Below are 26,565 nucleotides of genomic sequence, written 5' to 3' on the forward strand. Positions count from 1 at the left end.
GGCGGCGCTCGTCCGCGTCCGCAGACAAGCCCCAGCTGTGGATGCGTCAGGCGCCCCGCGGCCTGTGGAGGAACGGACGAGTAGCGTCGCGCGCATGGCCAACATCGTCTCGAAGATCGCAGACCAGGTCCGCCCGCTCGGGGTCTCCACGAACTACGGAGAACCCGTCGAGGTCGGCGACCAGACCCTCATCCCCGTGTCCGTCAGCTGGTTCGGCTTCGGTGGCGGCGGGGACGACGAGAACGGTGGCGGCGGTGGCGGCGGCCTGTCGGCCCCCGTCGGCGCCTACGTGCGCCGTCCGGGCAAGGACCTCGTGTTCGAGCCGAACCTGATCTCGCTGATCGTCGTGGGCATCCCCTTCGTGTGGGTGGCCGGGCGTGTCCTCCGCAAGCTGGTGCGCGCGCTCAAGAAGTGACCACCTGACGGACTGGAGGCCCGTGGCGACGCCGCCACGGGCCTCCCGTCCGTCACGCGGTCGCGACCGCGTCTAGACTGCTGGCACACACACGGGAGTCCGGGACCGCCGGGCTGAGAGGGAGCGATCGGCGCTCCGACCGTCGAACCTGATCCGGATCATGCCGGCGCAGGGAGGAGTCAGCAGCATGCCTTCAGGCACGTCCACAACCGTCACCACCGCTCCGCGGCGATCGCTGCGTTGGCGGGTCGTCGACATCGTCGTCGCGAGTGTCCTCGCGGTGGCCCTCGGAGTCGTCTTCCGGCTCTGGGAGTTCGGCTACGAACCCATCAGCGCCGTCATGGACCTCGTGCTCCCCGGCACGAAGGCCCTGTTCGGCGGGGTCTGGCTGCTCGCCGGCCCGATCGTCGCGATCGTCGTCCGCAAGCCCGGCGCCGCGCTCTACGGCGAGATGGTCGCCGCCTCGGTCGAGGCGTTGTTCGGCACCCAGTGGGGATGGCTCACGCTCGAGGCGGGGCTCGTCCAGGGCCTCGGCGCGGAGATCGTCCTCGCGCTGTTCCTGTACCGCGTCTACCGCCTGCCGGTCGTCGTGCTCGCCGGTGCCGCGGCCGGACTCGCGCTCGGCATCAACGACACCGTCCTCTGGTACCCGGGGCTCGACGTCGCCTTCAAGGTCGTCTACGTGATCTGCGCGGTGATCTCCGGTGCCGTGATCGCGGGGGCGGGCTCGTGGCTCATCGTCCGGGCACTCGCCCGCACCGGGGTGCTGTCGTCCTTCGCGGCCGGCCGCGAGCACAGCCGTCGCGAGCCCCGCGCCCTGGTGTGACCGTGCCCGCTCCGTCGGCGACGTCCCCTTCCACCGGCGGCGACGCCGGCGCAGGTGCCGGCGTCCGCGGGGCGCGCATCGTGTTCCGTGGCTGGGGCTGGGGGTACCCGGAGCGCGATGCGTGGGCCGTCCGTGACGTCGACCTGACCGTCGAGCCGGGGGAGCGGGTCGCCGTCGTCGGGCCCTCCGGTGCCGGCAAGTCGACGCTCCTGCGAGCGGTCGCCGGCGTGCTGCCCGACGAACCCGACGCCTCGGACGACACCGCTGCTTCGGTGCAGGGGACACTCCTGGTCGACGAGGCCGACCCCCGCGCGGTCCGCGGGCGTGTCGGTCTCGTCATGCAGGACCCCGAGGCACACACGGTGATGTCCCGCGTCGGCGACGACGTGGCCTTCGGCTGCGAGAACGCCGGCGTCCCCCGCGACGAGACCTGGGACCGGGTGCGGACGGCGCTCGACGTCGTCGGCCTCGACATGCCGCTCGACCGCTCCACCGCGCAGCTGTCCGGTGGGCAGCGGCAGCGGTTGGCGCTCGCGGGCGTGCTCGCGATGCGGCCGGGTGCGCTCGTGCTCGACGAACCCTGCGCCAACCTCGACCCGGACGGCGTGGCGCAGGTGCACGACGCCGTCCGGGCACTGCTCGACGAGACCGGGGCGACGCTGCTCGTGGTGGAGCACCGGATCGGTACCTGGCTGGACCTGGTCGATCGGCTCGTGCTGCTCGAACCGGGCGGCGGCGTGGTCGCGGACGGTCCGCCGGCCCGGGTGCTGGCGGACCACGGCGAGGCACTCACGGCGGCCGGGGTCTGGGTGCCCGGTGCCGAGCCGGAGCGTGGTTCTGCGCGGCGGCTGCAGCGTGCGCGCGGACGAGCGGGCGAAATGCCCGGGGCGTCGGGCTGGGCGACCGCGGCATTCCGCCCGCTCGGCGAGGGGGCCAGCGAGGGGGAGCCCGGCGAGGGGGCGCGGGAGATGACGGCGGCTGGACGAGCGGGCGAAATACCCGGGCGGCCCGATGAGGTGACTGCGGCATTCCGCCCGCTCGGCGAGGGGGAGCTCGGCGCGGGGGAGCGTGACCAGGGGACAGCGGTGCTGCTCGAAGCCCGGGGGCTCGGCACGGCACTGGGGAAGCAAGCGGTCGGGAACGGCATCGACCTCGGGCTCCGGGCCGGGCAGGTCCTCGCCGTCACCGGACCGAACGGCGTCGGCAAGTCGACGCTCGGGCTGACCCTCGCGGGCTTGCTCACACCGGCAGCCGGTGAGCTCCGCGCCACGGACGCCCTCGCCGACGGCATCGGCACAGCGCCCCACGCCTGGACGAGCCGGGGACTCGCCGCCCGGATCGGCACGGTGTTCCAGGACCCCGAGCACCAGTTCGTCGCCGGCTCCGTCCGCGAGGAGATCGAGGCCGGCCCCCGAGCACTCGACGCGCCGGACGCCGCCGAACGAGCCACCGCGCTGCTCGACGAGTTCGGGCTCGCACACCTGGCCGACGCCAACCCCTTCACGCTGTCCGGGGGCGAACAACGACGACTCGCGATCGCCTCGGTCATCGCGGCTCGGCCGCCGGTCGTCGTGCTCGACGAACCGACCTCCGGGCAGGACCGTGCCACGTGGCAGGCCGTCGTCGGGCGGCTCGGAGCCCTCGCCGATGCCGGCACCGCGGTGGTGGCGGTCACCCACGACCGTGATCTCGTCCGGGCGCTCGACGCCGACGAGGTCGTGCTCGGGCCGGACGGCGCCCGGCCCGTCGGGAGCAACCAGGGGCCGTCGGTCGCTACCACCCCGGAGACGGGACCGACAGCCGGAAGCCGCCCCGGGCCTCCAGACCGGACCGACACGGCCGACCGCACGACCGACCGCACGGACGCGTCGGACGCGGCGGATGGAACCGACCGGACGAACCCCCTGCGACGACCGCTGCCGGCCCGCGCGACCGGCATCCCCGGCGTCCAGCCGGTCGCGTCGCTGATCGGTGTGCTCGCCCTCGGCATCTGCCTGGTGCTCAGCCTCGATGTCGTCTCCGCCGCCGTCGCCCTGGCGCTCGAACTCGCTCTGCTGCCGCTCCTGCGCCTGCCGGTCCGGGCCCTGCTGCTCCGACTCGCACCGGTGCTCGTCGCGGTGCCGCTGACGGCGGTGAGCATCGCGCTGTACGGCAGGCCCTCGGGTCGGGAGTGGTTCGACCTCGGGTTCGCGCACGTCACCGACGGGTCACTCACGCTCGCGTTGGCGACGGCACTCCGGGTCCTCGCAGTGGGGGTGCCGGCCATCGCACTCTTCGTGCGGGTCAACCCGACCGACCTGGCCGACGGGCTCGCGCAGGTGCTCCGGCTGCCCGCGCGCTTCGTGCTCGGGGCGCTCGCCGCCGTCCGGATGATGACCTTGCTCGTCGACGACTGGCGACAGCTCGCGATGGCGCGGCGTGCCCGAGGACTCGCCGACTCCGGGCGGCTCCGCCGCGGGGCGACGATGGCGTTCGCGCTGCTCGTGCTCGCGCTGCGCCGGGCGACGACGTTGGCGGTGGCGATGGAGTCACGGGGGTTCGGTGCTTCCGGACGGCGGACCTGGGCGCGGGTCGCACGGTTCGCCGGGCCGGAGTGGGCGATGGTGGCGGCGCTGGTCGGCATCGGCGTGGTGTCGATCGCGGTCGCGGTGAGCATGGGGACGTGGCGTGCCTGACGCGGACCGCGCAGCCGGCACGACGGGCACGACGGGCGCGACGGGCGCGACGGCCACCACCGCCGGTGACCTCGCCCCCGGCCTGGCCGCTGCTGCTGCCGGTGTCGCCGCTGCCACGGGCCGCCGTGCCGTCGTGCTCATCGACGGCCGGTCCGGCGCGGGCAAGACCACCCTCGGAGCACGGGTCGCGGAGCAGCTCGGTGCGCAGCTCGTGCACCTGGACGACCTGTACCCGGGGTGGGACGGCCTGCGTGCGGCTGCCGACGCCGTGGTGACGGACGTCCTCGGAGCGCCGAGCGGGTACCGACGCTGGGACTGGGCGGCCGATGCGCCCGCGGACTGGGCGTCGGTGGACCCGGACCTGCCCATCGTGGTCGAGGGCTGCGGGGCGTTGTCCCGGGCGTCGGCGCCGCTGGGGTCCCTGCGGGTGTGGCTCGAGGCCGACGACGCCGTGCGCTGGGACCGGGCGATCGGCCGCGACGGCGAGGTCTTCGCGCGCGAGTGGGACCGCTGGGCCGCGCAGGAGCAGGCCTTCATCGCCGCCGAGGACCCGGCCGCCCTGGCCGACGTGGTCCTGCGGACGTAGCGCGCGGGCCCGCGCCGCACCGCGGCTGCCGACGGCCCGCGGCGCAGGCCGACGGCGAGCACCGAGGTTTCGCGCTCAGCGACACCTCACGGCCTCCGGAAGGCGAGAACTGTCGCCCAGCGCGAAACGTCAGCCCGCCGCGCCCGCCGCTCCCGCGCCCGCCCCCGTGCCCGCCGCGCCCGCCCGCGCCGCCCGCCGCGCCACCGCCCGCGGATCCACCGCGAACACCGCCGCCACGATCGTCAGCACCGCGTACACCCCGAGGTACCCGCACAGGATCCACGGCGAGCCACCCCCGAGCTGCACGAACACCGCGGCCAGCAGCGGCGTCAGCCCCACCGAGAAGATCGACCCGATCTGGTACCCGAGCGACATCCCCGAGTACCGCCGCCCGGTCGGGAACTGCTCCGCGAACCACGCCGCCTGCGGCCCGTAGATGCTGTCGTGGAACACGCACATCCCGATCAGCGCCACGAGCGGCAGCAGCACGAGCGGCCCCGCGTCGAGGAACGCGAAGAACGGCCAGATGAGCACCGCGATGCCCACCGCCGACCAGATCGTGAGCACCCGCCGCCCGACCCGGTCGGACAGCCACCCCCAGAACGGCGTGGACACGAGTGACACGGCCGAGATCACGAGCACGGCCTGCAGCCCCGCGTCCGAGCCCGATGGCCCCCGCACGTTGCCGAGGTAGGTCAGCGAGTACGTCGTCAGGATCGAGTACAGCGCCGGCTGCACGAGGCGCAGGCCCGCCGTCACCAGGATCGACCGCGGGTGCTGCCGGATCGCCTGCCACACCGGGAACCGTTCGACCCCGCCCGAGGCGCGCAGCTCCTGGAACACCGGGGCGTCCTGCACGCCGAGCCGGATGACGAGCCCGACCGCCACGATCACCGCCGAGAACAGGAACGGCAGCCGCCAGCCCCAGGCCAGGAACGCCTCGGTACCGAGCAGCGACCGCACGAGCGTGAAGACCCCGGTCGCCAGGAGCATCCCACCGGCCGACCCCATCTGCGTGAACGCCCCGAACAGCCCCCGGTGCCGTTCCGGCGCGTGCTCGACAGAGAGCAGCGCCGAGCCGCCCCACTCCGCACCGGCCGCGACGCCCTGCAGCAGCCGCAGGAACACGAGCGCCACGACAGCGCCGACCCCGATGGTCGCGGCGGACGGGATCACCCCGATCAGCGTGGACGCGATGCCCATCAGCACCAGCGACGCGACGAGCAGCTTCTTCCGCCCGATCCGGTCGCCCAGGTGGCCGGCGATCACCCCGCCGAGCGGCCGCGCCACGAACCCGACACCGTAGGTCGCGAACGACGCGATGACCCCGACGGCCGGCGTCACGGACGGGAAGAACGTCGGTGCGAACACCAGCGCCGAGGCCGTCGCGTAGAGGTAGAAGTCGTAGTACTCGACGGTCGTCCCGACGAACGACGCGAGGGCGACCCGACGACGGGTCGCGGTGGTCGACGGTGCAGCGGGACGGCCTGGAGGCGCGGTGACGGTGGTCTGGCTCGGCATGCCTCAGGAGCATGGTCGCGTCCAGGGCCGCGGGGAACACCGCGCGTAACGGGAGGTCACGTCGCTGTCGTCGGGCGGCGCCCGCCGACCACGATGGGACACATGAGCGATGCACCGAACCGCCCGCTGCGCTTCGCGGCCTTCGTCATGAACACGACCTCGCACATCCAGCACGGCCTGTGGCGGCACCCCGACGCCCGGCAGGCGGACTTCGACGACGTGACGCTGTGGACCGACCTCGCGAGGACCCTCGAGCGCGGCAAGTTCGACGCGATGTTCTTCGCCGACGTCGTCGGGACCTACGGCCCCGGTCGCGGCGACTACTCGACCAACCTGCGCGAGGGACTGCAGATCCCCTCGAACGACCCCTCCGTGCTGCTCTCCGCGCTCGCCGTGTCGACCGAGCACCTCGGGCTCGCGTTCACCTCGAGTGTCATCCAGGCGCACCCGTTCGACTTCGCCCGCAAGGTCTCCACGCTCGACCACATCACCCGGGGCCGCATCGGCTGGAACGTCGTCACGAGCGCCCTCGACAGCGCCGCCCGGAACTTCGGCGCCGACCGGCTCGAGGAGCACGACGAGCGCTACGTCTGGGCCGAGGAGTACCTCGAGGTCTGCGCGAAGCTCTGGGAGGGCTCGTGGGAGGACGGCGCCGTGCTGAAGGACCCCGTCCGTGGCTACGCCGACCCCGACAGGGTGCACCGCATCGACCACCACGGCACCCGCTACGACGTGCAGGGCCCGCACCTGTCGGCACCGTCGCCGCAGCGGACCCCGGTGCTGTTCCAGGCCGGGTCGTCGCCGGCCGGCCGTGCCTTCGCCGCCCGGAACGCCGAGGCCCAGTTCATCCTCACCTCGAACCGGGACGCCACCGAACAGCTCATCCGCGAGACCCGTGACCTGGCCGAGGCCGCCGGCCGGCAGCGGGACGACATCGCGTTCTTCCTCGGCCTGACCTTCGTCACCGGCTCCACCGAGGCCGAGGCCAAGGCCAAGGAAGCGGAGATCGACGAGTACCTGGCCGCCGACGGGTTCCTGGTGCACTCGAACCTCGGCTTCGACCCGGACACCGGCGAGCCCCTCGACCCGGACACCCCGCTGTCCGAGGTCCGCACCCACGCCGGACAGTCGCACCTGCAGTGGCTCCGCGAGGCCGCCGGGGACCGCGAACCGACCATCGCGGACCTCGCCCGGTTGTCCGCGAAGCTCCGCGCCCGGGTCGTCGGGACGCCGGAGCAGATCGCGGACGAGCTCGCCGACTGGCAGCGGGTGGGCGTCGACGGCGTCAACGTCATCAACTGGACGCTGCCCGGCTCGTACGAGGAGTTCGTCGACCACATCGCGCCGACCCTGCAGGAGCGCGGGCTGATGCAGTCCGAGTACAGCGAGGGCACCCTGCGCGAGAAGCTCTTCGGCCACGCACAGCTGCCGGACTCGCACCCCGCCCGGCAGTGGCGCGGAGCGTTCACGGGCGGTGCCGGCGCGACCGCGGCCCACGCGGACGACGCGACCCGTGCGGTGGAGGTGCCCGCGTGACGGCCGCGACGACGACCGACGGACGTGTGGCGGGCCTCCCGGCCGACCGTCTGGCGACCCTGCGCGAACGCTTCGCGCCCGTGTTCGCGACGATCCGCGACGGCGCGGTCGAGCGTGAGCTCGCGTCCGGGACGCCCGGCGACCGGCCGCTGCCGCACGCCGAGGTCCGGGCGCTCGCCGACGCAGGGTTCGGGCGGTTGCGCGTGCCGGAGGACCGCGGCGGCTTCGGCGTGACGCTGGTCGAACTCGCGCACCTGGTGGCGGACCTGGCGGCGGCGGACTCGAACATCGCGCACCTGTGGCGAGGCCACTTCGGGTACACCGAACTGGTGCTGCTGCGGCCGTCCTCCGCCGGCCGGGACGAGTGGCTCCAGCGCATCGTCGACGGAGCGATCATCGGGAACGCGACCTCGGAGCGGACCGGGACGACCCTGGCCGACATCTCGACGACGGTGACGCCGTCCGGGCCCGGGGCGGCGCGACTCGACGGCACGAAGTACTACTCGACCGGCACGCTCTACGCGGACTGGATCTACCTGGCGGCGGACCGTGACGGGGAGCGCGTGACGTTCGCCGTCGACGCCTCCGCGCCGGGCGTGACGAGCATCGACGACTGGGACGGCTTCGGGCAGCGGTTGACGGCGTCCGGCACGACCGTGTTCGACGGGGTGTCGGTCGACCCGTCGGCGGTGTCGGCGTACCGGGACGCCCCGCTCTCGCACATCCAGGCCTTCTACCAGCTGTACCTGCTCGCGGTCCTCGCCGGGATCGGGCAGGCCGTGTCCGACGACGCCGTGGCCTTCGTGCGACCACGGACCCGCACGTACATCCACGCCAACGCGGCCGTGCCGGGGGAGGACCCGCAGGTGCTCTCGGTGCTCGGGCGGCTGTCCGCCGGGGCGTTCACCGCCCGGTCACTCGTCATCGCCGCCGCGGGGCTGCTCGACGGGGTCGTCGCGACGAACGAGCCCGGGGTCGGCGTCGACCGCGTGCTGCTCGACGCGGCAGAGAACGCCGTGTACCAGGCGCAGGTCGAGATCGGGCCGCGGGTGCTGCGGTCGGCGTCCGAGTTGTTCGAGGTCGGCGGGGCGTCAGCGGCCGACCGGACGCGTGGGCTGGACCGACACTGGCGGAACGCGCGGGTGGTGGCGTCGCACAACCCGGCGGTCTACAAGGAGCGGCTCGTGGGGGAGTACGCGCTGCACGGGCGGGGGCCGGTGGGGGCGTGGGAGAAGTACCACGAGGTGGGGCCGACGCGGTTCTGAGGGGGCGCTGGCTGCCGGGGCTGCTGCGGGTGCGGGTGCGGGTGCGGGTGCGCGGGCGCGTCGCCGGCCGCTACGCCCAGCCGAGCTCGTGCAGCCGCTCGTCGTCGATCCCGTAGAAGTGGCCGATCTCGTGCACGAGGGTGGTGTGCACCTCGTCCTTGAGCTCCTCGACGGTGTCGCACTCGGCCAGGTGCTGCTTCCGGAACACCACGATGCGGTCGGGCAGTTCTCCGAAGCCGTACTGGCCGCGCTCGGTGGCTGCGATGCCGTCGTACACGCCGAAGAGCTCTTCGCCGTTCTCCGGTTCGTCCTCGACGACGAACACCACGTTGTCGAGCCCGTCGACCATCTCGTCGGGCAGCAGGTCGAGTTCGTCGGTCACGAGTTGCTCGAACGCGTCGGCGGACATCTCCATCACGTGGGGGATCGTCCCACACCACGCTGACCACTCGCGGCTGACCATCGGTGGCTGACCACTCGCGGCGAAGCCGCGCGGCGCCGGAGGTGCCCAGACAAACACTGAGGGAGAGCCCCGGTTGCGTCACACGCAACAGGACTCTCCCTCGACTGGGGTGAATAACGGGTCTCGAACCCGCGACCTCCTAGACCACAACCAGGCGCTCTACCAACTGAGCTATATCCACCATGTTCGAACCGGCGGACCGGCGCGACCACTCAATAGTAGTACATGCGAGACGGGGTGCGGACCACCCGTGTCGCTACTCGGCCGCGGGCTGCGCCAGCCGTGACTCCCACTTCGCCACGACGTCGGCCTGGACGGCACGCACGTCGTCGGTGCTCGGGCCGGGCTCGGCGACGAAGCCGGCACGGCGGTAGTACTCGAGCTCGCGGATCGACTCGAGGATGTCCGCGAGGGCCCGGTGCCCACCGTGCTTCTCCGGCGCGTTGAAGTACACGCGGGGGAACCAGCGGCGGCAGAGCTCCTTGATGCTCGACACGTCGACGCTGCGGTAGTGCAGGTGCCCGTCGACCCGCGGCATGTACTTCGACAGGAACGCACGGTCGGTGCCGATGGTGTTGCCGGCCAGGGGTGCGGAGCCCTCGGCGGGGACGTGCTGGAGGATGTACTCGAGCACCTGGTACTCGGCGTCCGCCAGGCTCACGCCGTTCGGGATCTCCTCGATGAGCCCCGAGGTGACGTGCATGTTCGTCACGAACTCGTTCATGTTGTCGAGCGCCGACTGGTCCGGCTTGATGACGATGTCGAACCCGGGGTGCACGGGCTCGAGGTCGAAGTCGGTGATGACCACGGCCACCTCGACGAGTTCGTCGACCTCGAGGTCGAGGCCGGTCATCTCGCAGTCGATCCAGACGAGGCGGTCATTCGCGGTTGCCATGTCCCCGATCCTATTCCCGCCCCGTGTGCCTCCCGTACGTGCCGCTGCGCCCGCTCGCGCTGGCCGGCCCGTGCCTGCCCGTTCCCGCCCGTTCCGTGCGTCGGATGCGCGAGCGGATGCGCGAGCGGGCGAAATGCCGCGGTCGCCCTGCGGACGCACCCGGACGTTCTGCCCGCTCGTCCGGGACGCGAGCCGCACGCGGTGCAGGCGACCGCCTGGAGGCCCGTGGTTACCCCGGCAGGCCGCCCCGCGCCTCCAGGCGGTCGCCCTCCGCCCCGCCTGCCGCGCCGATCCCGACCGCCCCCGCCTCGTCACCACGAGCGGGCGAAATGCCGCGGTCACCCGGCGGACGCACCCGGGCACTTCGCCCGCTCGCCGGCCGCGGTCGCGCCCTGGTCGCGGCTCCGCCCGCCCGTGTCCAGCCGAGCGGGCGAAATGCCGAGGGTGCCCTGCCGGCGCACCCGGATGTTTCGCCCGCTCGTCCGGACGCGAGCCGCGAGCACTGCAGGTGACCGCCTGGAGGCCCTGGGCGACCCCGGCAGGCCGACCCGCGCCTCCAGGCGGCAGCTCTCCACCCCGCCTGCCGCACGGTTCTGGCCAGCTCCGCACGAGCGGGCGAAATGCCGGCGTCGCTCTGCGGTCGAGGCCGGGCATTTCGCCCGCTTGCGGGTGGGGCGTGGAACGGGGGCGAGCGAGCCCGCGCGCGGACGCACGAACGGGCGAAATGCCGGGGTGCCCACGGGGGACACTCCGGCATTTCGCCCGTTCGTGAGGAAGAGGGAAGCAGGGCACGTATGAAGCCCCGCAGCCCCGGCAGCTAGGCCATGTCGCCGGCGGTGATGGCCTCGGCCTCGATGCGCTCCGGCTCGGGACCGTCGTCGACGCGACGCAGGACCCTGGTGGTGCAGATGATCACGACGAAGGCGACCGCGACGGATGCACCCGCGAAGACGTAGGCGGCCGAGGGGGAGTACGCGTCGGCGAGCAGGGTCGCGACGGGCGGGGCGATGGCGCCACCGATGAAGCGGACGGCGGAGTAGGCGCTCGAGGCGACGGAGCGGGGGAGGTCGGTGGCCTCCATGACGCACTCGGTGAGCACGGTGTTCAGGACGCCGAGCACGAGGCCGCCGATGACGACGCAGATGATCAGGCCGACCTGGGACCGCACGACGAGGGCCGCGGCGAACAGGTCGAGCGCGAGCAGGGGCAGTGCGATCTTCAGCACCGTCGTCCTCCGGAGACGGGCGGTGAGCATCGGGGCGACCCACACCGACGTGATCGCGAGACCGACACCCCAGCCGAAGAACGTGAACCCGATGCCGAGCGCGCCGAAGCCGAGCGGGAACGGCGTGTACGCCAGCAGGACGAAGAAGCCGATGTTGTAGAACAGCGCGGTCGCGGCCAGTGCGGCGAGTGCCGGACGGGTCAGGGCGCGGAAGGGTGCGGAGAGCTTCGTCGGCGTGTGCTTCTCGAGGCTGCCGGTCTTCAGCAGGGCGACGATGGCGATGAACGCGACGGCCATCAGGGTCGTGACGCCGAAGAACGGGCCGCGCCAGCTCACCGAGCCGAGCAGACCTCCGACGAGGGGACCGACGGCGATGCCGAGGCCGAGCGCTGCCTCGTACAAGATGATCGCCGAGGCGGTGCCGCCGGACGCCGCCCCGACGATGGTCGCGAGCGCGGTGGAGATGAAGAGCGCGTTGCCGAGGCCCCAGCCGGCACGGAAGTCGATGATGCTCCACACGCTGTTCGACGTCGCCGCGAGCACCGAGAAGAGCACGATCAGGGCGAGTCCGATGAGCAGGGTGCGCTTCGCGCCGATGCGGCTGGAGACCCAGCTGGTGAAGAACATCGCGACACCGGTGACGGCGAGGTAGCTCGTGAAGAGCAGCTCGGTCTGCGCGGGGGTCGCCTTGAGGGACGCCGCGATCGCCGGGAGGATCGGGTCGACGAGCCCGATGCCCATGAACGCGACGACGCAGGCGAAGGCGATCGCCCAGACCGCGGACGACTGCTTGAGGATGGAGCCGGACTGGCCGGCGGGTGCGTGGGCGTTCACGCGGGGATCTCCGTTCCGTTGGGGGTTGTCCGGGTGCGCTGGGCGATCAGGTTCGCCGCGTGGTGCAGGACGTCCCAGTCGTCGTCGGTCAGGTCGGCGAACAACGGACCGACCGTGCTGGTGAGGGTGGAGCGCCATGATGCGAGTCGTTCGCGTCCGGCCTCGGTGAGTTCGATGAGCTGCCCGCGGGAGTCGTCCGGGTCGACGCTGCGGCTGACCAGGCCGTCGGCGAGCATGCCGGCGACGAGTCGCGTCATGGTGGGCTGCGCCACACGGGAGGCGGTGGCCAGTTCACCGAGTCGCAGGGGCTCGTCGGTCTCGAGGATGCCGAGCGTGCGCCAGACCGCGGTGGACGTGGTGTTGCCCGTCGACTGGACGGCGCTGCGGATCAGGCGGTTGACGGAGACGAGGAGGGTCTCGATCGTCTGCTCGCGCGGTGTTTCCATAGCTGAACTATATAGCCGTGCTATGGATCGCGCAACGGCGGGCTGGACAGACTGCACCAGCCGCCGCCTGGTAGAAGGGAGGCATGAGCGACATCACCATCCACGAAGGCGACGAGTACACCGCGATCTTCCACGGCGGTCCCTTCGACGGCACGACCGACACCCGCACCGCCACGAGCGACGCGCTGGACGACGAGGTCACGGTGTTCGCCGACGTCGAGGGCCTGCAGACGGCCTTCACCTACCGCGCCACCAAGTCCCGTCAGGTCCTCGACCAGATCTCGGTCGAGTTCACCTACGAGCCCGGCGAGTCCGACCCGGTCGACGACCTGCAGGACCGCGGCGACCGCAGCGGCGAGTTCGACCGGGAGTAGAACCCCCACCAGCCGCGTTGCAGGACCACATGCAGCTCGACCTCTGGACGTCCGCCTTCTGTGCGCCGTGTGCCGCCGCCCGCCGGGTGTCGGCCGAGGCGTCAGAGCTCGTCCCCGGGCTCACCGTGACCGAACGCGACGTGGCGGCGCACCCCGACGACGCGGAAGACCTCGGTATCCGGTCCACGCCCACGATCATCGTGCGGCAGGACGACGGCACCGAGGTCTTCCGTTCACCCGGCGTCCCGACCCGCGACCAACTCCTGCTCGCGGTGGCCAAGGCGCTCTGAACGCGCCGCGGCCGGGGCGGCCGCCGCCGTGGCCGTCCCAGCGGTGGCTCCCGGCACGGGCACAGCGGTGTGCGCCCCCGCACGCTGCGACGTCGGCGCCGCCACCACGACGGGCTCCGGCGGATCGACCAGCGCCCGCACGCGTCGTGCCAGACGCTTCGCGCCCCGGATCGGCGCCCCGATGCCCAGTGCCACCAGCCCGAGCGGACTGCGATCGGCCCCACCGAGGGCGTTCTTCCGCTCCCACGCCCGGCGCAGCACCCCACCGCGACTCCGCCGTGCCGGTGCCCGATCCACCAACGTGCCGTCGTCCCGTCGGGCCATGAGCTCCACGAGCCGGTGCTGCCAGTCGTCCTCCGCGGCCGGGTGGAAGTAGTTGTCCCGCATCCACTCCGGCCGGACGACACCGAACCGTCCGTCGACCAGGTCGACGGCGTCACCCTCGAGGCCGCTCCCCACGAACACCTCGTTGATCAGGTGCCGCCCGATCCCGAAGTCGGTCAGCGTGAGCGCGGGCACGCCTCGCGCCGCCGCCTCGAGCACCGCGGTCGAGCTGATCGTCACGAGCGCCACCGCACGGTCGAGGTGCTCGGCCATCGGGCCGCTCTCCACCACGAGGTTGGTCGGCGCGTCCGCGGGCACCAGGTCCGGGTACGGGTGCTCCTCGCGGTGCGTCTGGTGCTCACCGGCCGCAGCGCGCGTCTTGATGACGACGCGCCACTCCGGGTGCGCCCGCGCCGTGTCCATGAGCCACCGCACGACGAGGGCACGGTCGGCCCGCTCGAACGGCACACTCGGCTGTGCCGCGAAGACGACGGAGTCGCCGCCGGTCGCGCCGGCACCATCGCTCGCGCCGGCACCGCCGGTCGCGCCGGCACCACGCGCGAAGGGCAGCGTGGCGAGCGCGAAGTGCGGCTCGACCCCGCCCTCGCGCGCCATCTCCTCGTACGCGCGGACCTCGCGGTGACTGTGCAGCACGAACAGGTCGGCCCGGGCGCGGAAGAAGATGCCCTTCCACTTCGACGGGAACGAGATCCCCGGCAGCCCCGACACCAGCACCGGCCGGTCCGGGATCCGCCGGTGCACCTCGTCGATCACGAGCTCGGCCACCGGTCCGATCAACGACACCAGGACGGCGTCCGGCGGGTCCTGTCGGAGCTCCTCGACGACGGCGTCGACGTCCTTCGGTGCTGGCGGTTCCCGGTGCAGGTGGGCGAGGCGCCGGTCCAGCCCGCGGAACGCCGACCGCAGCTGCTTCGGACTCGCCGACCTCGGGGTCGCCACGGTGCGTAGCTCCAGGTCCCAGTCCGCCGGTGCGCTCGCCAGCAGGTGGGCGCCCCACTTCGCGAACGAGTCGGTGTCGACCAGGCCGACCACGCGTCGGACGCGTGGTGACGCGTCGGACGGGAGGCGCGCCTCCCGTCCGTCCGTCGGCCCACTGCCGTCAGCCGGCGGTTCCAAGGCGCTGGTCCCGTCGACCGGGCCGGTCACGTGTGCGCCGCTCACGCGCGCTCCGCTCACGCGCCGACGCGACGCAGCTTCGCGAGCGGTGCCTGCTCGCCGGCGGTCGGATGGGGACTGCATCCGCTCACGCGCCGACGCGACGCAGCTTCGCGAGCGGTGCCTGCTCGCCGGGGAAGATCCTCTTCACGCCGTCGCCGAGGGCAGTCTCGATGATGCGGATGTCACGGGCGAGCGTCTTCAGGCCGTGCGGTTCGAGCGACGCGGCGTGGTCGGAGCCCCACATCGTGCGGTCGAGCGTGATGTGGCGCTCGACGGCCGTGGCGCCGAGGGCGACCGCGGCGATGGAGATCTGCAGGCCGGGCTCGTGGCCGGAGTACCCGACGGGGACGCCCGCGTAGCGGTGGGCGAGGGTGTCGATCATGCGGAGGTTCGCCTCCTCGGCCGGCAGCGGGTAGGTCGACGTCGCGTGCATGAGGACGAGGCGGTCGGTGCCGAGGGCCTCGACGGCGGCGTCGATCTGCTCGAGCGTGGACATGCCGGTCGACAGGATGACGGGCTTGCCGGTCGCGGCGACGGCGGCGAGCATGCCGAGGTCCGTGACGGACGCCGAGGCGATCTTGTACGCGACGACGTTGAGGTCCTCGAGGAAGTCGACGGACGGCTCGTCCCACGGCGACGCGAACCAGTCGAGCCCGCGGAGGGTCGCGTGGTCGCCGATCTCGATGTACTGGTCGCGGTCGAACTCGACGCGGTAGCGGTACTCCAGGTAGGTCATGTCGCCCCACGGGGTGCTGCGCGGGGTGTTCTTCATGTGCTCCGGCGTGGAGATCGCGGGGGTGCGCTTCTGGAACTTCACGGCCTGCAGGCCCGCGTCGGCAGCGACGTCGATGAGCTGCTTCGCGATGTCGACGTCGCCGTTGTGGTTGAGGCCGATCTCGCCGATGAGGTACGCGGGGTGGCCCGCGCCGATCGTGGACGTACCGATGGTGACGGTCATGGTGCTCCGTTCGGTGCGGGGGTGGCCCGCGTCGGGGATGGGTCTCGGGTCGTGGTGGGGGCGGGCGCTTCGGCGAGGGCTTCGGCGAGGGCAAGGTCGGCCTCGTCGTCGATGTCGATGGCGCCGGCACCGTCGACGACGGCCAGTTCGACGCGGCCGTGGAACCGGTGTCGGTTCTCGAGGAACCCCGCCGTCCGCATCACGTAGAAGGCGCCGGTCTCGCGGTACTCGGGCTCGCGGTCCTGCCGGCGGGGCCTGGTCGCAGCGTCGTGGTTCACCGCCACCGCGGTGCCGTCCGGGGCGGTCCGCCACAGGAACGCGTGCGACGGCGTGGCGGCGAACACCGCGTCGGCGTGCCCGTCGACCACGCGCTCGACGGCGGCGTCGAGGTCGGCCGGGTCGATGAACGGCGAGGTCGCCTGCAGGAAGACGAGGACCTCGGGCAGCGGCGTGCTGATCGCGTCGAGGACGTGCAACAGGGCGGACTCCGAGGACGCCTCGTCACCGGCGAGCTCGGCCGGACGGCGGACCACGGCGGCACCGGCGGCGACCGCCTCGGCAGCGATGGCGTCACCGTCGGTCGTGACGACGACCTCGTCGATGCGGGTGGCACGTCGTGCCGAGTCGACCGCTCGCCGGACCAGCGAACGTCCCGCGACCGTGCGGAGGTTCTTGCCGGGGATCCCCTTCGACCCGGCACGTGCGGGCACGACGGCGAGGACGGAACCGGTGGTGCGCATGCTCCGGACGCTACGAAGCGCGGGTGTCGCGGAGGGGAACGGGGAGCAGACGGCGGCCGACCGTTGGGCGACCGCCGGGTCCTGTCACGGCGACGCGGCGGGGCGCGCATCGAGCGTCCCGGGGCTGCTCGCCGCTACAATCGACGCTGCTCGCCTCCGTAGCTCAGTGGATAGAGCAGGTGGTTTCTACCCACCGTGCCGCGGGTTCGATTCCTGCCGGGGGCGCCGAAGACGAACAGGGCCGCCATCCTCTCCGGATGGCGGCCCTGTTCTCGTCCTGGGGCGGTTACTCGTCGTCGTCCGCGGCGCGGCGTCGGAGTTCGGCGGCGCTGATCGGCTGCGTGTACGGCGCCTCCGAGGTCTCGTTCGCGTCGGCCGGCTCGGCGGGGGCCTGGTTCAGACGCGTCGGGACGGACGTGGTGTTCGTCGCGCCGGGGGTGTCGACCCGGGGTGCCGATGCGGGCGGGACGTCGTTCGCGGGCGCCCGGTTGACGTGTGAGTCGGCCGAGGTGGGCGTCGCGACGGGACGGTCGGACGAGGACGGGCGGTCGTTCCGCGGTGCGCGGTCGGTGTCGCCGAAGGCGCGGGTGGCGCTCGCGTCGCCGGGTGCCCGCGTGGCGCTCGCGTCGCCGAAGGCCCGCGTGGCGCTGTCGTCGTCCACGACCTCGCTGTCGTCCGTGCCGCGGCCCTGGGCGGAGCGGGCGGGCGAGGTCGGGGTGCCGAGTGCCGGACGGACCGGCGGTGCAGCCTCGTCGTCGCCGTAGACGCGGGTGGTGTTGTCACCGAAGGAGCGCGTGGCGTTCTGGTCGGCGCTGCCGCGGTTCGGGTTCGTGCCCGCGCCACGGTTCACGGAGAACGACGGGGTCGTCCCGCCGGCGGCACCGGCAGACGCAGCGGGCGCAGCAGCACCGGGTGCGGCAGCGGCCGGCGCCGGAGGAGTCGACGGTGCGGACGCGGGGCGCTGGGCCGGACGCAGCGAGGTCGTCGTCGGGGTGGGACGCTCGGCGGGAGCAGCCGGCGCCGGCGCCGGGGCCGGTGCGGGTGCCTGGGTGCGAGGGGCCTCGGCCTGGTCGGCGTTCCAGTCCTGCTGGCGCTTGATCAGGTCGGCGTCGGGGTCCGGGGACTCGAACTTCCAGCGCTCGAGGTCGGCCTTGAAGAGCTTGCGCGCACGGCTCGGTCGCGCCTGCCAGTCGAGCAGGCGGTCACGGAACTCGGCGAGGGACTGGTCCGCCTGGAAGCTGAACGTCGACGAGTTCTTCTTGATGTCGGCGATCTCGTGCTGGGCCCAGTTGGCGGCCAGTGGCGCGCCCTGCACGGGGAGCAGGCGCAGCCGGATGTCGGCGTCCTCGGCGAGGTGGTCGGCGTAGGCGCGCTCGTCGTGTCCGAGCGATCCCCATGCCGCTGCCTTGCGCGCAGCCGTGAGGATCGCGGCGACGGCCGCGTTCTTCGATTCCCGCTCCTGCAGCGCCACGACCCGCTTGGTCGCGCTGCGCCCGATGAGCGCCGCGATGACGCCCGCCACGACGATGGCGACGAAGGGGATCACAGCGCCCGAGAGCACCCGCCAACCCGTGTCGGACGAAGTCCAGTCGGTCAGGTCGTTCCACCAGTCCATGCGCGCACCATACCCACGGAACGGTCAGGCGTCGGGGAGGCCGGACGGCGTTCCGTGCATCCCGGTGCAGATGATTCCAATGTGGAACATCATGACCAGCGCAGGGTGTCCACGGCGTCGTCGGCGGACCACACGCTCGGCAGCTCGACGAACCGGCGCTCGGTCGCGACGTACCGGCGGGCACGGTAGGCGGTGTCGCCGGCGACGTCGATGCGGTCGACGTAGCCGACGATCTCACCGTTGGCCCGGGTGACCCGGCTCAGGTCGTCGCGGACGTCGAGGATGCGGTAGTCGCCCCGGGCGCGGGCCAGCGGGACGGTGCGGATCCGCAGTGCGGGTTCGGTGATGGTCTGCATCGCTGGCCTCCTGGTCGGTGTGGTGCCGACGCTACGGGGGACCACCGACACGCCGAGGGGCAACGTCCGATCTGGGGAACAGGGTCTCCGCGCACACTGTTGTGGAGGAACGACGGGGCTGCACGGGCAGTCCGGAGAGAGGTTGTGGCCATGACCACGTTCGTGCTCGCAGGTGGATGTTTCTGGTGTCTCGACGCCGTGTACCGCACGCTCCAGGGTGTGCAGGACGTGGTGTCCGGCTACGTCGGCGGACAGGTCGAGGAGCCCTCGTACGAACTGGTGTGCACCGGGACGACTGGGCACGCCGAGGCGGTCGCGGTGACGTTCGACGAGTCGGTGATCCCGGCCGACGTGATCCTCGACGTCTTCTTCACGCTGCACGACCCCCGGCAGCTGAACCGCCAGGGGGCCGACGTCGGCACGCAGTACCGCTCGGCGATGTTCCCGGCCGACGACGCGCAGCGCGAGCTGTTCGAGCGCGCCATCGAGCGGGCGTCGGACATCTGGGACGGCGGCATCGTCACCACCATCGAGCCGCTCTCGACGTTCTGGACGGCCGAGGAGTACCACCAGGACTTCTTCGCGAAGAACCCCGGGCAGGGCTACTGCCTCGCAGTCGCGCTGCCCAAGGTGAACAAGGTCCGGAAGGCCTACAGTCAGTACATCCTGGCGTCCTGACCCCGGGGCGGCAGGGCCACGAGGAGGTGGTTCGAACATGACGGACAACACGGGAACCTGGGTCGCGATCGGTCCGGCCGGAGCGGTGGGCAGCATCCACCGCGCGGCGGACGGGTTCGAGGTCGAGCTCTACGGACGACGACGGGCGGGCGGGCCGTACCCGTCCCTCGAGTCCGCGAAGGGCGCGGTCCACGCCGCGCTCGGACCGTTGGCCGCCCGGCCCGAGTTCCGAGCGCACTGACCGGGTCCGGACAGGAGGCCCGGGGGACTCGTCCTCCACAGGTCACCTGATCGGGTCCACACGCCACAGATCGAGCCCGGGGTCGCTGACGCGGCCCCGGGCTCCGTGACGATCGACGCATGAACGACATCATCACCGTCTGCGGAATCGTCGCCACCGAGCCCCGGCACCTCGTCACCGAGACCGGCATCGCCATCACGAGTCTCCGACTCGCCTCACCCTCGCGCCGCTGGGACCGGGCCACCGCCGCCTGGGTCAACGGCGCCACCAACTGGTACACCGTCACCGCGTTCCGGTCGCTCGCGTCGAACGTGTACAAGTCCCTGAAGAAGGGCGACCGGATCGTCGTCGCCGGCCGGGTCCGCATCCGCACGTGGGAACGCGACGGTCGCGGCGGGACCTCGGTCGAGATCGACGCCGACGGCATCGGCCACGACCTGGCGTGGGGGATCAGCAACTGGCTGCGGGTGCCGCGGCAGGTCGGCGACGGCGCCTCGGGGCAGGGTGGTCTGCGCGGGGTGGACCCCCGCACCGGCGAGGTCCGCGACCCGGCGGGGCACGGCGCCGGTCACGGGGCGGAGCCGGACGGCGCGCACGAGCATGCACCGGCGACCGAGCACGCTCCGGACGGTGATTCTGACGGTAACGGTAACGGTGACGGCGACGTCGACGGGGTCCACGGGGCACCGCCGCTCGGCCACGGCGAGGAGCCCGCGGGGCCGTCCGAGCACGTCCTCGAACAGGACGCCGCCCCCTGGGACCCCGCGCCGCCCCTCGACGACCACGCCCACGACGCCGAAGCGGCCTGACCCGCACGCCGACCGGAGTCGGGGTGCGGGTCAGGCCGCCGGGGACGCGTGCGGTTCACCGCGTCGCGTCGGTCACCACTTCTGGGCGATCATCCCGATGCCGGAGACCTGGGCGGTGTCCCAGTTGCCGCCACGGGGCAGCCCGGTCACGCGGCCGTCGATCGTGAAGCTGGCACCCTGCACCCGCGGGCTGTTCGTCTGCTTCGCCTTCAGTCCGTGGAACGAGAAGCTCGTGTCCCACTTGCCGTTCAGGCCGGTGTTCGACTTGCGGTCGCCGACCGTGATGCGGGTGTTCTGCACCGTGGAGTGCACGACGTCACCGTTCAGGCGGGCGTTGGCCTCGGCGTTGAAGAACAGGCGACCGTCGAGGTTGAGCTTGAGGGTGCCGATCGTCTTGTGGTTCACGATCATCGTCGCGACGTCGTTCTTGTACCAGCGCATGCCGATGGGCGTGAGCTTGTTGGTGGCCAGGCCCAGGTAGCCGTAGGTGAACTTGCCGTTCTGCACGCGCTCCCAGATGTAGCGCGGCTTGCCCTTGCTCTGCGGGGAGCCCTTGTCCGACTGGATCCCGAACGAGTAGGCGTTGTTGTGGGCGTCGTGCACGTTGATGTACGACGAGTAGCCGGTGCCCGTGCCGTTGGCGCTGATGCTCGCCGTGTACAGCAGGTACGGGCTGCCCTTCGGCACGGCACCGGCGGCCGATGCCGGCGACACCGGGGCGATGAGCGCGACGGTGAGTGCGATCGCTCCGACGAAGGGGAGCGCGAGGCGGCGGAGCCGCGACGGGGTCGTGGTCGTGTGCGTGGTCATGGTCCTCGTCCTGTCCGTGGTCCTGATCCTGGTCCTCGTCGTGGTGGGCGACGGGCCCGAGGTAGCGGGGTGAGGCCAAGCTACGTCGTCCGTGTCGCGAACAACAGGCTTGTTCGTACAGGTGCGGGAAGCGGCGATCCGGCGTCGGGCGAGCGGTGCTCCGACGGTGTCACTACACTTGGGGCCGATATGGCTGAGTACATCTACCAGATGGTCCGCGCCCGCAAGGCGGTCGGCGACAAGCTGATCCTCGACGACGTCACGATGTCGTTCCTCCCCGGTGCCAAGATCGGCGTCGTCGGACCGAACGGTGCGGGCAAGTCGACGATCCTGAAGATCATGGCGGGTCTCGACCAGCCGTCCAACGGCGAGGCGAAGCTCACGCCGGGCTTCAGCGTCGGCATCCTCATGCAGGAGCCGGAGCTCGACGAGAGCAAGACCGTGCTCGAGAACGTGCAGGAAGGCGTGGGCGAGATCCACGGCAAGCTCGCACGCTTCAACGAGATCTCGGCGCTCATGGCCGAGCCGGACGCCGACTTCGACGCGCTCCTGGCCGAGATGGGCACCCTGCAGGAGGACATCGACGCCGCCGACGCGTGGGACCTCGACTCCCAGCTCGAGCAGGCCATGGCCGCGCTGCAGTGCCCCCCGGGGGACGAACTCGTCACCCACCTGTCCGGTGGTGAGAAGCGCCGCGTCGCGCTCTGCAAGCTGCTGCTCCAGAAGCCCGACCTGCTCCTCCTCGACGAGCCCACCAACCACCTCGACGCCGAGAGCGTGCTCTGGCTCGAGCAGCACCTGCAGCAGTACCACGGTGCCGTCCTCGCCGTGACCCACGACCGGTACTTCCTGGACCACGTCGCCCAGTGGATCGCCGAGGTCGACCGTGGCCGCCTGTACCCGTACGAGGGCAACTACTCGACCTACCTCGAGAAGAAGCGCGCTCGCCTCGAGGTCCAGGGCAAGAAGGACGCCAAGCTCGCGAAGCGCCTGTCCTCGGAGCTCGACTGGGTCCGGAGCAACACCAAGGGCCGTCAGGCGAAGTCGAAGGCCCGTCTCGCCCGGTACGAGGAGATGGTCACCGAGGCCGAGCGCACCCGCAAGCTCGACTTCGAGGAGATCGTGATCCCGGTCGGCCCGCGCCTGGGTTCGCAGGTCATCGACGCCGAGCACCTGCGCAAGCAGTTCGGTGAGCGCGTCATCATCGGCGACCTGTCGTTCACGCTGCCCCGCAACGGCATCGTCGGCGTCATCGGCCCGAACGGTGTCGGCAAGACCACGCTCTTCAAGACGATCGTCGGCCTCGAGCCCCTCGACGGCGGCACGCTGAAGATCGGCGACACGGTCGACATCTCGTACGTCGACCAGAGCCGTGGTGGCATCGACCCGAACAAGAACCTGTGGGAGGTCGTGTCCGACGGACTCGACTACATCCAGGTCGGCAAGACCGAGATCCCGTCCCGCGCCTACGTGTCGCAGTTCGGCTTCAAGGGCCCGGACCAGCAGAAGCGCGCCGGCATCCTGTCCGGTGGTGAGCGCAACCGTCTGAACCTGGCGCTGACGCTCAAGCAGGGCGGCAACCTGCTGCTCCTCGACGAGCCGACCAACGACCTGGACGTCGAGACGCTCGGCAGCCTCGAGAACGCCCTGCTCGAGTACCCCGGTTGCGCCGTGGTCATCACCCACGACCGGTGGTTCCTCGACCGCATCGCCACGCACATCCTGGCGTGGGAAGGCCTCAACGAGGACGGCACGCCGAACTGGTACTGGTTCGAGGGCAACTTCGAGGCCTACGAGGAGAACAAGATCGAGCGCCTCGGCGCCGATGCCGCGAAGCCCGGGCGCGCGACGTACCGCAAGCTCACCCGCGACTGACCCTCGTGGCGAGACTGCACGCTCCCATCCGCATGCGGTGGAGCGACATCGACGCCTACGGTCACGTCAACAACTCCGCGATGCTGCGCCTCCTCGAAGAGGCGCGCATCGTGGGGTTCTGGGGTGCCGACCCCGGTGAGGACCCCGACGGCGACCTGCCCGAGCCGATCATCGACGGTCGGCCGGGTTCCGGCACCATGACGGTGATCGCCGGGCAGCGCCTCGAGTACCTGGCGTCGATCCCGTACCTCCGCCAACCGCTCGACATCCAGATGTGGATCGGGCGGCTCGGCGGCGCGAGCATCGACGTCTCGTACGAGGTCTGGTCGCCGGTGGGGCAGCACCCCGCCGTCCTGTACACCCGGGCGACGACGGCACTCGTGATGGTCGACGCGGCGACGAACCGTCCGCGTCGGCTCACCGACACCGAGCGTGCCGCATGCGAGCGCTACCTCGAGGAGCCGGTGCAGTTCAGCCGGCCGTAGGCACCCGCATCATGCCCTCCTGGGCGACGGTGGCCAGCAGCTGCCCGTCGCGGGAGAACATCCGGCCGAACGCGAGTCCCCGTCCGCCCTGTGCGCTCGGGGACTCCTGCGTGTACAGGATCCACTCGTCGGCGCGACCGTCGCGGTGCCACCACATGGCGTGGTCGAGGCTCGCGCTCTTGACCCCCGGGGTGCCCCAGGCGACGCCGTGCCGCCGCATGATCGGCTCGAGGATCGACAGGTCGCTCGCGTACCCGAGCACCGCACGGTGGAGCGCCGGGTCGTCCGGCAGGTCCCCCTGCACCCGGAACCAGACCGCCTGGTGCGGCACGTGCTCGCCCTGCACGTCGACGAACACCGGCCCCTCGACGTGGCGCAGGTCGATGGACCGTGCGGCCCAGGCACGTGCGACGGGGTGGTCGATCGCGGACAGGATCGACGCGGCCGACGGCAGGGACTCCGGGTCCGGGGTGTCCACCGGGTACGGGTCCTGGTGCTCGATGCCGGTGTCCGGCACCTGGAACGACGCGATCATCGAGAAGATCGGGACACCCCGCTGGTACGCCTGCACACGTCGGGCCGCGAACGACCGGCCGTCGTGGATGCGCTCGACCCCGAAGGTGATCGGCACGTCGATGTCGCCGGGCCGCAGGAAGTAGCCGTGCATCGAGTGGACGTCGCGTCCCTCGATCGTGCGCTGCGCGGCGACGATGCACTGCGCCAGCACCTGCCCGCCGAACACCCGTCCACCGGGGGACCAGTGGCTGGCACCGGTCAGGATCGTCTCGCCCGTGCTCGCGCCGGTGTCCTCGAGTCGCAGGGTCCGCAGGAAGTCGGGTTCGCCGTTCACGCTGTGCAGTCTACGAACGGCCGCCCGCCGCCGTCGCAGGTCGCCACGCCCAGGTGCTGCGGCATCGACGGCCGGTAGGATCGGGGACGACATGGGCAACTCGTTCACGCTTCCCGACGCCGCCTCCCTCGGTGACCTCCGCACGTACCTCGGACGTGCCGCTCGGATCGAGGACGGCTCGGTCCGGCTCATCGCCGACTCCGGCGTCCTGGCCGTCTACACGGCGATCCTCTACCCGCTCGGGCTGCTCGACGAACTGCCGACGGTGCTCGGCCTCCGCACGTTCTCGCTCACCGAGCCGGCGTCGATCGACACCGTGGTCCCGCTGCAGTCGCTCCTCGAGCGCCTCCGCCTGCTGGCCGAGGCGCAGGACGCAGAACACGCCGAGGGTGCCGACCCGACGCGGGCCACCCCGATCGAGGTCGAGCTGCCGCACGAGGTGCACACCGTGACGTGGGCGGCCATCTCCCCGCCCCGCGGTGGCTGGGTCCCGCTGCCGGACGTCTCGCCGGAACTCCTCCGCCGCGCCACCCGCGACGGCATCGCCGAGGTCGCCGACGCCGTGCCGTCCAACGCCGGCGAGGCCATCGTCCGACGGATCCGTGCCGAGGTCTGGGGTCGACCGGTCCCCGGCGTCGAACACCTGCCCGCCGGTGCGGGCTTCGCGGGCGAGAGCCTCGGGTTCCTCGGGCACGACCCGGTCCGGCTGTTCGAGACGGGCCCGTGGAGCCGACTCACGACGTCGCGCGGCCACGTGCTCGTGAAGCGCCGCGCCTGGACCCTGAGCTCCTAGCGACGCCGACGACCACACCGCCCGGCCGCCGTGGTTGGCTGGCCGCATGCACGTCTTCCTCACCGGTGCGTCCGGCTACATCGGCTCCTCCGTCCTCCGCTCCCTCGTGGCCCACAGCGACGAGGTCACCGCGCTCGTCCGGTCCGACGAGAAGGCCCAGCACGTCCGTGACGCCGGTGGCCGGGCCCTGGTCGGTGACGTCACCGACACCGACGTCGTCGAGCGCCTGCTGCACGAGAGCGACGGCGTGGTCCACACGGCATCGGCGCCCGGCGTCGACCCGGACTTCATCCGCACCGCGATCGGTGCCCTGGCCGGCACGCCGAAGCCGTTCGTGCACACCGGCGGGATCTTCACCTTCGGCGACTCGACGGACATCTCCGAGCAGTCGCCGATCGACCCGCCGGCCTTGACCGCCTGGCGCGGACCGAACGAGGCCCTGCTGCGGGGGAGCGACGTGCGGAGCACCATCGTCGCCCCTGGCATCGTCTACGGGCGCGGCGCCGGCATCCCGGCGATGTTCGTCAGCGACGGCGAGCAGCCGGTGCGGCTGGTGGGCGACGGCTCGCAGCGCTGGACGACGGTGCACGTCGACGACCTCGGCGAGCTCTACGTCCTCGCGCTGCACCGCGGCGAGCCCGACGGGTACATCGTCGCCGCGACCGGCGACAACCCGACCGTCCGTCGGATCGCCGAGGCCGGGGCCCACGGTGCACCGGTCGTCGCCGAGAGCGTCGACGCGAGCCGCGAACGGCTCGGGCGGGACTTCGCCGACGCCCTGCTGCTGCACCAGGAGGCGTCCGGCGCACACGCCCGGTCGGCCTTCGGCTGGCGGCCGTCGCGGCCGTCCCTGGTCGAGGACCTCGCCTCCGGCTCGTCCGTGCGCTGACCCGCGCTGCCCGAAGACGCCGGCGTCCCGCGGGAACGAGAACGCGGGAACCGGCGGACGGGAGGCCCGTGGCGGCGCCGCCACGGGCCTCCCGTCCGCCGCTCGTGACGATCACTGCACGCCGGCGTCGCGCCGGGCGCGCGTCAGTCGAAGGTGTTCGTCATCGCGTGGGCAGCGCGGTCCAGGTAGCCCCAGAGCTCGGCTTCGTCGAGGGGTGCGAGCTCGAGTGACTCGACCGCCTCGTGCATGTGGTGGAGCCAGCGTTCCCGGGCCTCGGGCGTGATGCGGAACGGGTTGTGCCGCATCCGCAGGCGGGGGTGGCCGCGCTGCTCGCTGTAGGTGCCCGGGCCGCCCCAGTACTGCTGCAGGAACGCGGAGAGGCGCCAGATCGCACCCTCGAGGTCGTCGGCCGGGTACATCGGCCAGATGACCTCGTCCTGCTGCACGCCCTCGTAGAAGCGCCGGACGAGCCGGTCGAAGGTCGGGGCGCCGCCGATCCGCTCGTACAGCGACCCGGTGGCCGAGGCGCCGTGCTCCCCGACGCGCAGGGTGATCGGCTGCGCCGGGACGCTGACCGAGCCTGGCATCCCGGGGGCGCCGGGCATGCCGAGC

At 72.1% G+C, this 26,565-nt stretch carries 28 protein-coding genes, 2 tRNA genes and 1 riboswitch; of the genes, 16 read left to right on the forward strand and 14 right to left on the reverse strand.

The genetic code is table 11. The annotated features are described in order from the left end of the window. Nucleotides 1–94: 94 nt before the first annotated feature. The 4 genes from QRN49_RS15570 to QRN49_RS15590 all read left to right on the forward strand — a co-directional run bounded on the left by QRN49_RS15570 (nt 95) and on the right by QRN49_RS15590 (nt 4,502). Nucleotides 95–415 carry a hypothetical protein gene (locus QRN49_RS15570; RefSeq protein WP_284756603.1) on the forward strand — a complete coding sequence of 107 codons (321 nt, stop codon included), beginning with the start codon at nt 95–97 and terminating at the stop codon, nt 413–415. An 81-nt stretch (nt 416–496) separates the two neighbouring features. Next, a riboswitch (TPP riboswitch) is annotated at nt 497–608 on the forward strand. Beyond that, nucleotides 603–1,241, forward strand: coding sequence for an ECF transporter S component (locus QRN49_RS15575; protein ID WP_027464637.1), 639 nt, complete (start codon nt 603–605; stop codon nt 1,239–1,241). (Overlaps the previous riboswitch by 6 nt.) 2 nt (nt 1,242–1,243) lie before the next feature. Further along, nucleotides 1,244–3,916: an ATP-binding cassette domain-containing protein gene (locus tag QRN49_RS17960; RefSeq protein ID WP_502869007.1), complete on the forward strand. Its 2,673-nt coding sequence runs from the start codon at nt 1,244–1,246 to the stop codon at nt 3,914–3,916. Continuing rightward, nucleotides 3,909–4,502 carry a nucleoside/nucleotide kinase family protein gene (locus tag QRN49_RS15590; RefSeq protein ID WP_284756604.1) on the forward strand — a complete coding sequence of 198 codons (594 nt, stop codon included), beginning with the start codon at nt 3,909–3,911 and terminating at the stop codon, nt 4,500–4,502. The genes QRN49_RS17960 and QRN49_RS15590 overlap by 8 nt, the downstream gene beginning before the upstream one ends. Nucleotides 4,503–4,631: 129 nt before the next feature. On the opposite strand, the gene QRN49_RS15595 is transcribed toward QRN49_RS15590, so the two are convergent. Beyond that, nucleotides 4,632–6,023 carry an MFS transporter gene (locus tag QRN49_RS15595; protein WP_284756605.1) on the reverse strand — a complete coding sequence of 464 codons (1,392 nt, stop codon included), beginning with the start codon at nt 6,021–6,023 and terminating at the stop codon, nt 4,632–4,634. 102 nt (nt 6,024–6,125) lie between these two features. On the opposite strand from QRN49_RS15595, the gene QRN49_RS15600 reads away from it, so the two are divergent. Beyond that, nucleotides 6,126–7,559, forward strand: coding sequence for an LLM class flavin-dependent oxidoreductase (locus QRN49_RS15600; RefSeq protein WP_209136486.1), 1,434 nt, complete (start codon nt 6,126–6,128; stop codon nt 7,557–7,559). After that, on the forward strand, nt 7,556–8,824 hold the full coding sequence (locus QRN49_RS15605; RefSeq protein ID WP_284756606.1) for an acyl-CoA dehydrogenase family protein: 1,269 nt from the start codon (nt 7,556–7,558) through the stop codon (nt 8,822–8,824). Before QRN49_RS15600 ends, QRN49_RS15605 begins: the two co-directional genes overlap by 4 nt. A 70-nt stretch (nt 8,825–8,894) precedes the next feature. Here the strand turns inward: QRN49_RS15605 and QRN49_RS15610 are convergent, their stop codons facing one another. From QRN49_RS15610 to QRN49_RS15630, 5 genes are all read right to left on the reverse strand, one after another. After that, the gene (locus tag QRN49_RS15610; RefSeq protein WP_035807616.1) at nt 8,895–9,239 is read right to left on the reverse strand and encodes a metallopeptidase family protein; all 345 of its coding nucleotides are present in this window, start codon (nt 9,237–9,239) and stop codon (nt 8,895–8,897) included. A 153-nt stretch (nt 9,240–9,392) separates the two neighbouring features. Further along, nucleotides 9,393–9,468: transfer RNA gene (locus tag QRN49_RS15615), tRNA-His, on the reverse strand. Nucleotides 9,469–9,543: 75 nt separating this feature from the next. Beyond that, the gene (gene orn / locus QRN49_RS15620; RefSeq protein WP_111091505.1) at nt 9,544–10,182 is read right to left on the reverse strand and encodes an oligoribonuclease; all 639 of its coding nucleotides are present in this window, start codon (nt 10,180–10,182) and stop codon (nt 9,544–9,546) included. Nucleotides 10,183–10,999: 817 nt separating this feature from the next. Further along, nucleotides 11,000–12,241, reverse strand: a complete 1,242-nt coding sequence (locus tag QRN49_RS15625) for an MFS transporter (protein ID WP_284756607.1) — start codon at nt 12,239–12,241, stop codon at nt 11,000–11,002. Next, entirely contained in the window at nt 12,238–12,687 is a 450-nt protein-coding gene (locus QRN49_RS15630) for a MarR family winged helix-turn-helix transcriptional regulator (RefSeq protein WP_111024208.1), read from the reverse strand. Before QRN49_RS15630 ends, QRN49_RS15625 begins: the two co-directional genes overlap by 4 nt. An 83-nt stretch (nt 12,688–12,770) precedes the next feature. On the opposite strand from QRN49_RS15630, the gene QRN49_RS15635 reads away from it, so the two are divergent. Both QRN49_RS15635 and QRN49_RS15640 read left to right on the forward strand, forming a co-directional pair. Then, entirely contained in the window at nt 12,771–13,061 is a 291-nt protein-coding gene (locus tag QRN49_RS15635; protein WP_071405508.1) for a hypothetical protein, read from the forward strand. Between the two features lie 29 nt (nt 13,062–13,090). Beyond that, nucleotides 13,091–13,351, forward strand: coding sequence for a thioredoxin family protein (locus QRN49_RS15640; RefSeq protein ID WP_284756608.1), 261 nt, complete (start codon nt 13,091–13,093; stop codon nt 13,349–13,351). Here QRN49_RS15640 and QRN49_RS15645 read toward each other — a convergent pair. From QRN49_RS15645 to QRN49_RS15655, 3 genes are all read right to left on the reverse strand, one after another. Then, complete coding sequence (locus tag QRN49_RS15645; protein WP_284756609.1) at nt 13,295–14,728, reverse strand: DUF6716 putative glycosyltransferase; 1,434 nt, start codon at nt 14,726–14,728, stop codon at nt 13,295–13,297. The two genes, QRN49_RS15640 and QRN49_RS15645, sit on opposite strands and share 57 nt — an antisense overlap. A 211-nt stretch (nt 14,729–14,939) precedes the next feature. Beyond that, nucleotides 14,940–15,812, reverse strand: coding sequence for an N-acetylneuraminate synthase family protein (locus QRN49_RS15650; protein WP_071405510.1), 873 nt, complete (start codon nt 15,810–15,812; stop codon nt 14,940–14,942). Continuing rightward, on the reverse strand, nt 15,809–16,552 hold the full coding sequence (locus QRN49_RS15655; RefSeq protein WP_259513390.1) for an acylneuraminate cytidylyltransferase family protein: 744 nt from the start codon (nt 16,550–16,552) through the stop codon (nt 15,809–15,811). The genes QRN49_RS15650 and QRN49_RS15655 overlap by 4 nt, the downstream gene beginning before the upstream one ends. Before the next feature lie 152 nt (nt 16,553–16,704). On the opposite strand from QRN49_RS15655, the gene QRN49_RS15660 reads away from it, so the two are divergent. After that, nucleotides 16,705–16,777 (forward strand) — tRNA-Arg (locus QRN49_RS15660). 61 nt (nt 16,778–16,838) lie between these two features. On the opposite strand, the gene QRN49_RS15665 is transcribed toward QRN49_RS15660, so the two are convergent. Together QRN49_RS15665 and QRN49_RS15670 are read right to left on the reverse strand one after the other, a co-directional pair. Then, a complete protein-coding gene (locus QRN49_RS15665) occupies nt 16,839–18,167 on the reverse strand; it encodes a hypothetical protein (protein WP_284756610.1) in 1,329 nt (442 codons plus the stop codon). An 89-nt stretch (nt 18,168–18,256) separates the two neighbouring features. Next, complete coding sequence (locus tag QRN49_RS15670; RefSeq protein ID WP_017886047.1) at nt 18,257–18,523, reverse strand: hypothetical protein; 267 nt, start codon at nt 18,521–18,523, stop codon at nt 18,257–18,259. 150 nt (nt 18,524–18,673) lie between these two features. On the opposite strand from QRN49_RS15670, the gene msrA reads away from it, so the two are divergent. From msrA to QRN49_RS15685, 3 genes are all read left to right on the forward strand, one after another. Then, nucleotides 18,674–19,201, forward strand: a complete 528-nt coding sequence (gene msrA / locus QRN49_RS15675) for a peptide-methionine (S)-S-oxide reductase MsrA (RefSeq protein WP_111024217.1) — start codon at nt 18,674–18,676, stop codon at nt 19,199–19,201. 37 nt (nt 19,202–19,238) lie between these two features. Continuing rightward, nucleotides 19,239–19,442 carry a hypothetical protein gene (locus QRN49_RS15680; RefSeq protein WP_017886045.1) on the forward strand — a complete coding sequence of 68 codons (204 nt, stop codon included), beginning with the start codon at nt 19,239–19,241 and terminating at the stop codon, nt 19,440–19,442. 119 nt (nt 19,443–19,561) lie between these two features. After that, nucleotides 19,562–20,251, forward strand: coding sequence for a single-stranded DNA-binding protein (locus tag QRN49_RS15685; protein WP_284756611.1), 690 nt, complete (start codon nt 19,562–19,564; stop codon nt 20,249–20,251). A gap of 72 nt (nt 20,252–20,323) precedes the next feature. Here the strand turns inward: QRN49_RS15685 and QRN49_RS15690 are convergent, their stop codons facing one another. Next, nucleotides 20,324–21,061, reverse strand: coding sequence for a hypothetical protein (locus QRN49_RS15690; protein ID WP_071405515.1), 738 nt, complete (start codon nt 21,059–21,061; stop codon nt 20,324–20,326). 189 nt (nt 21,062–21,250) lie between these two features. On the opposite strand from QRN49_RS15690, the gene ettA reads away from it, so the two are divergent. Together ettA and QRN49_RS15700 are read left to right on the forward strand one after the other, a co-directional pair. Beyond that, complete coding sequence (gene ettA / locus QRN49_RS15695; protein ID WP_111030561.1) at nt 21,251–22,936, forward strand: energy-dependent translational throttle protein EttA; 1,686 nt, start codon at nt 21,251–21,253, stop codon at nt 22,934–22,936. Nucleotides 22,937–22,968: 32 nt separating this feature from the next. Next, nucleotides 22,969–23,421 (forward strand): acyl-CoA thioesterase, encoded by a 453-nt coding sequence (locus QRN49_RS15700; RefSeq protein ID WP_071405517.1) that lies wholly within the window; start codon nt 22,969–22,971, stop codon nt 23,419–23,421. Here the strand turns inward: QRN49_RS15700 and QRN49_RS15705 are convergent. Next, the gene (locus QRN49_RS15705) at nt 23,408–24,271 is read right to left on the reverse strand and encodes an acyl-CoA thioesterase (RefSeq protein ID WP_111030580.1); all 864 of its coding nucleotides are present in this window, start codon (nt 24,269–24,271) and stop codon (nt 23,408–23,410) included. The genes QRN49_RS15700 and QRN49_RS15705 overlap by 14 nt on opposite strands. A gap of 91 nt (nt 24,272–24,362) precedes the next feature. On the opposite strand from QRN49_RS15705, the gene QRN49_RS15710 reads away from it, so the two are divergent. Further along, a complete protein-coding gene (locus QRN49_RS15710; RefSeq protein WP_071405518.1) occupies nt 24,363–25,064 on the forward strand; it encodes a DUF8185 domain-containing protein in 702 nt (233 codons plus the stop codon). Nucleotides 25,065–25,110: 46 nt separating this feature from the next. After that, nucleotides 25,111–25,953, forward strand: a complete 843-nt coding sequence (locus QRN49_RS15715) for an NAD-dependent epimerase/dehydratase family protein (protein WP_284756612.1) — start codon at nt 25,111–25,113, stop codon at nt 25,951–25,953. 143 nt (nt 25,954–26,096) lie between these two features. Here the strand turns inward: QRN49_RS15715 and QRN49_RS15720 are convergent, their stop codons facing one another. After that, on the reverse strand, nt 26,097–26,558 hold the full coding sequence (locus tag QRN49_RS15720; protein ID WP_284756663.1) for a globin: 462 nt from the start codon (nt 26,556–26,558) through the stop codon (nt 26,097–26,099). Nucleotides 26,559–26,565 lie beyond the last annotated feature (7 nt).

Origin of the sequence: Curtobacterium sp. ME-Dv--P-122a, from assembly GCF_030209645.1 — a bacterium.
GTDB classification, from domain to species: Bacteria; Actinomycetota; Actinomycetes; order Actinomycetales; family Microbacteriaceae; genus Curtobacterium; species Curtobacterium flaccumfaciens.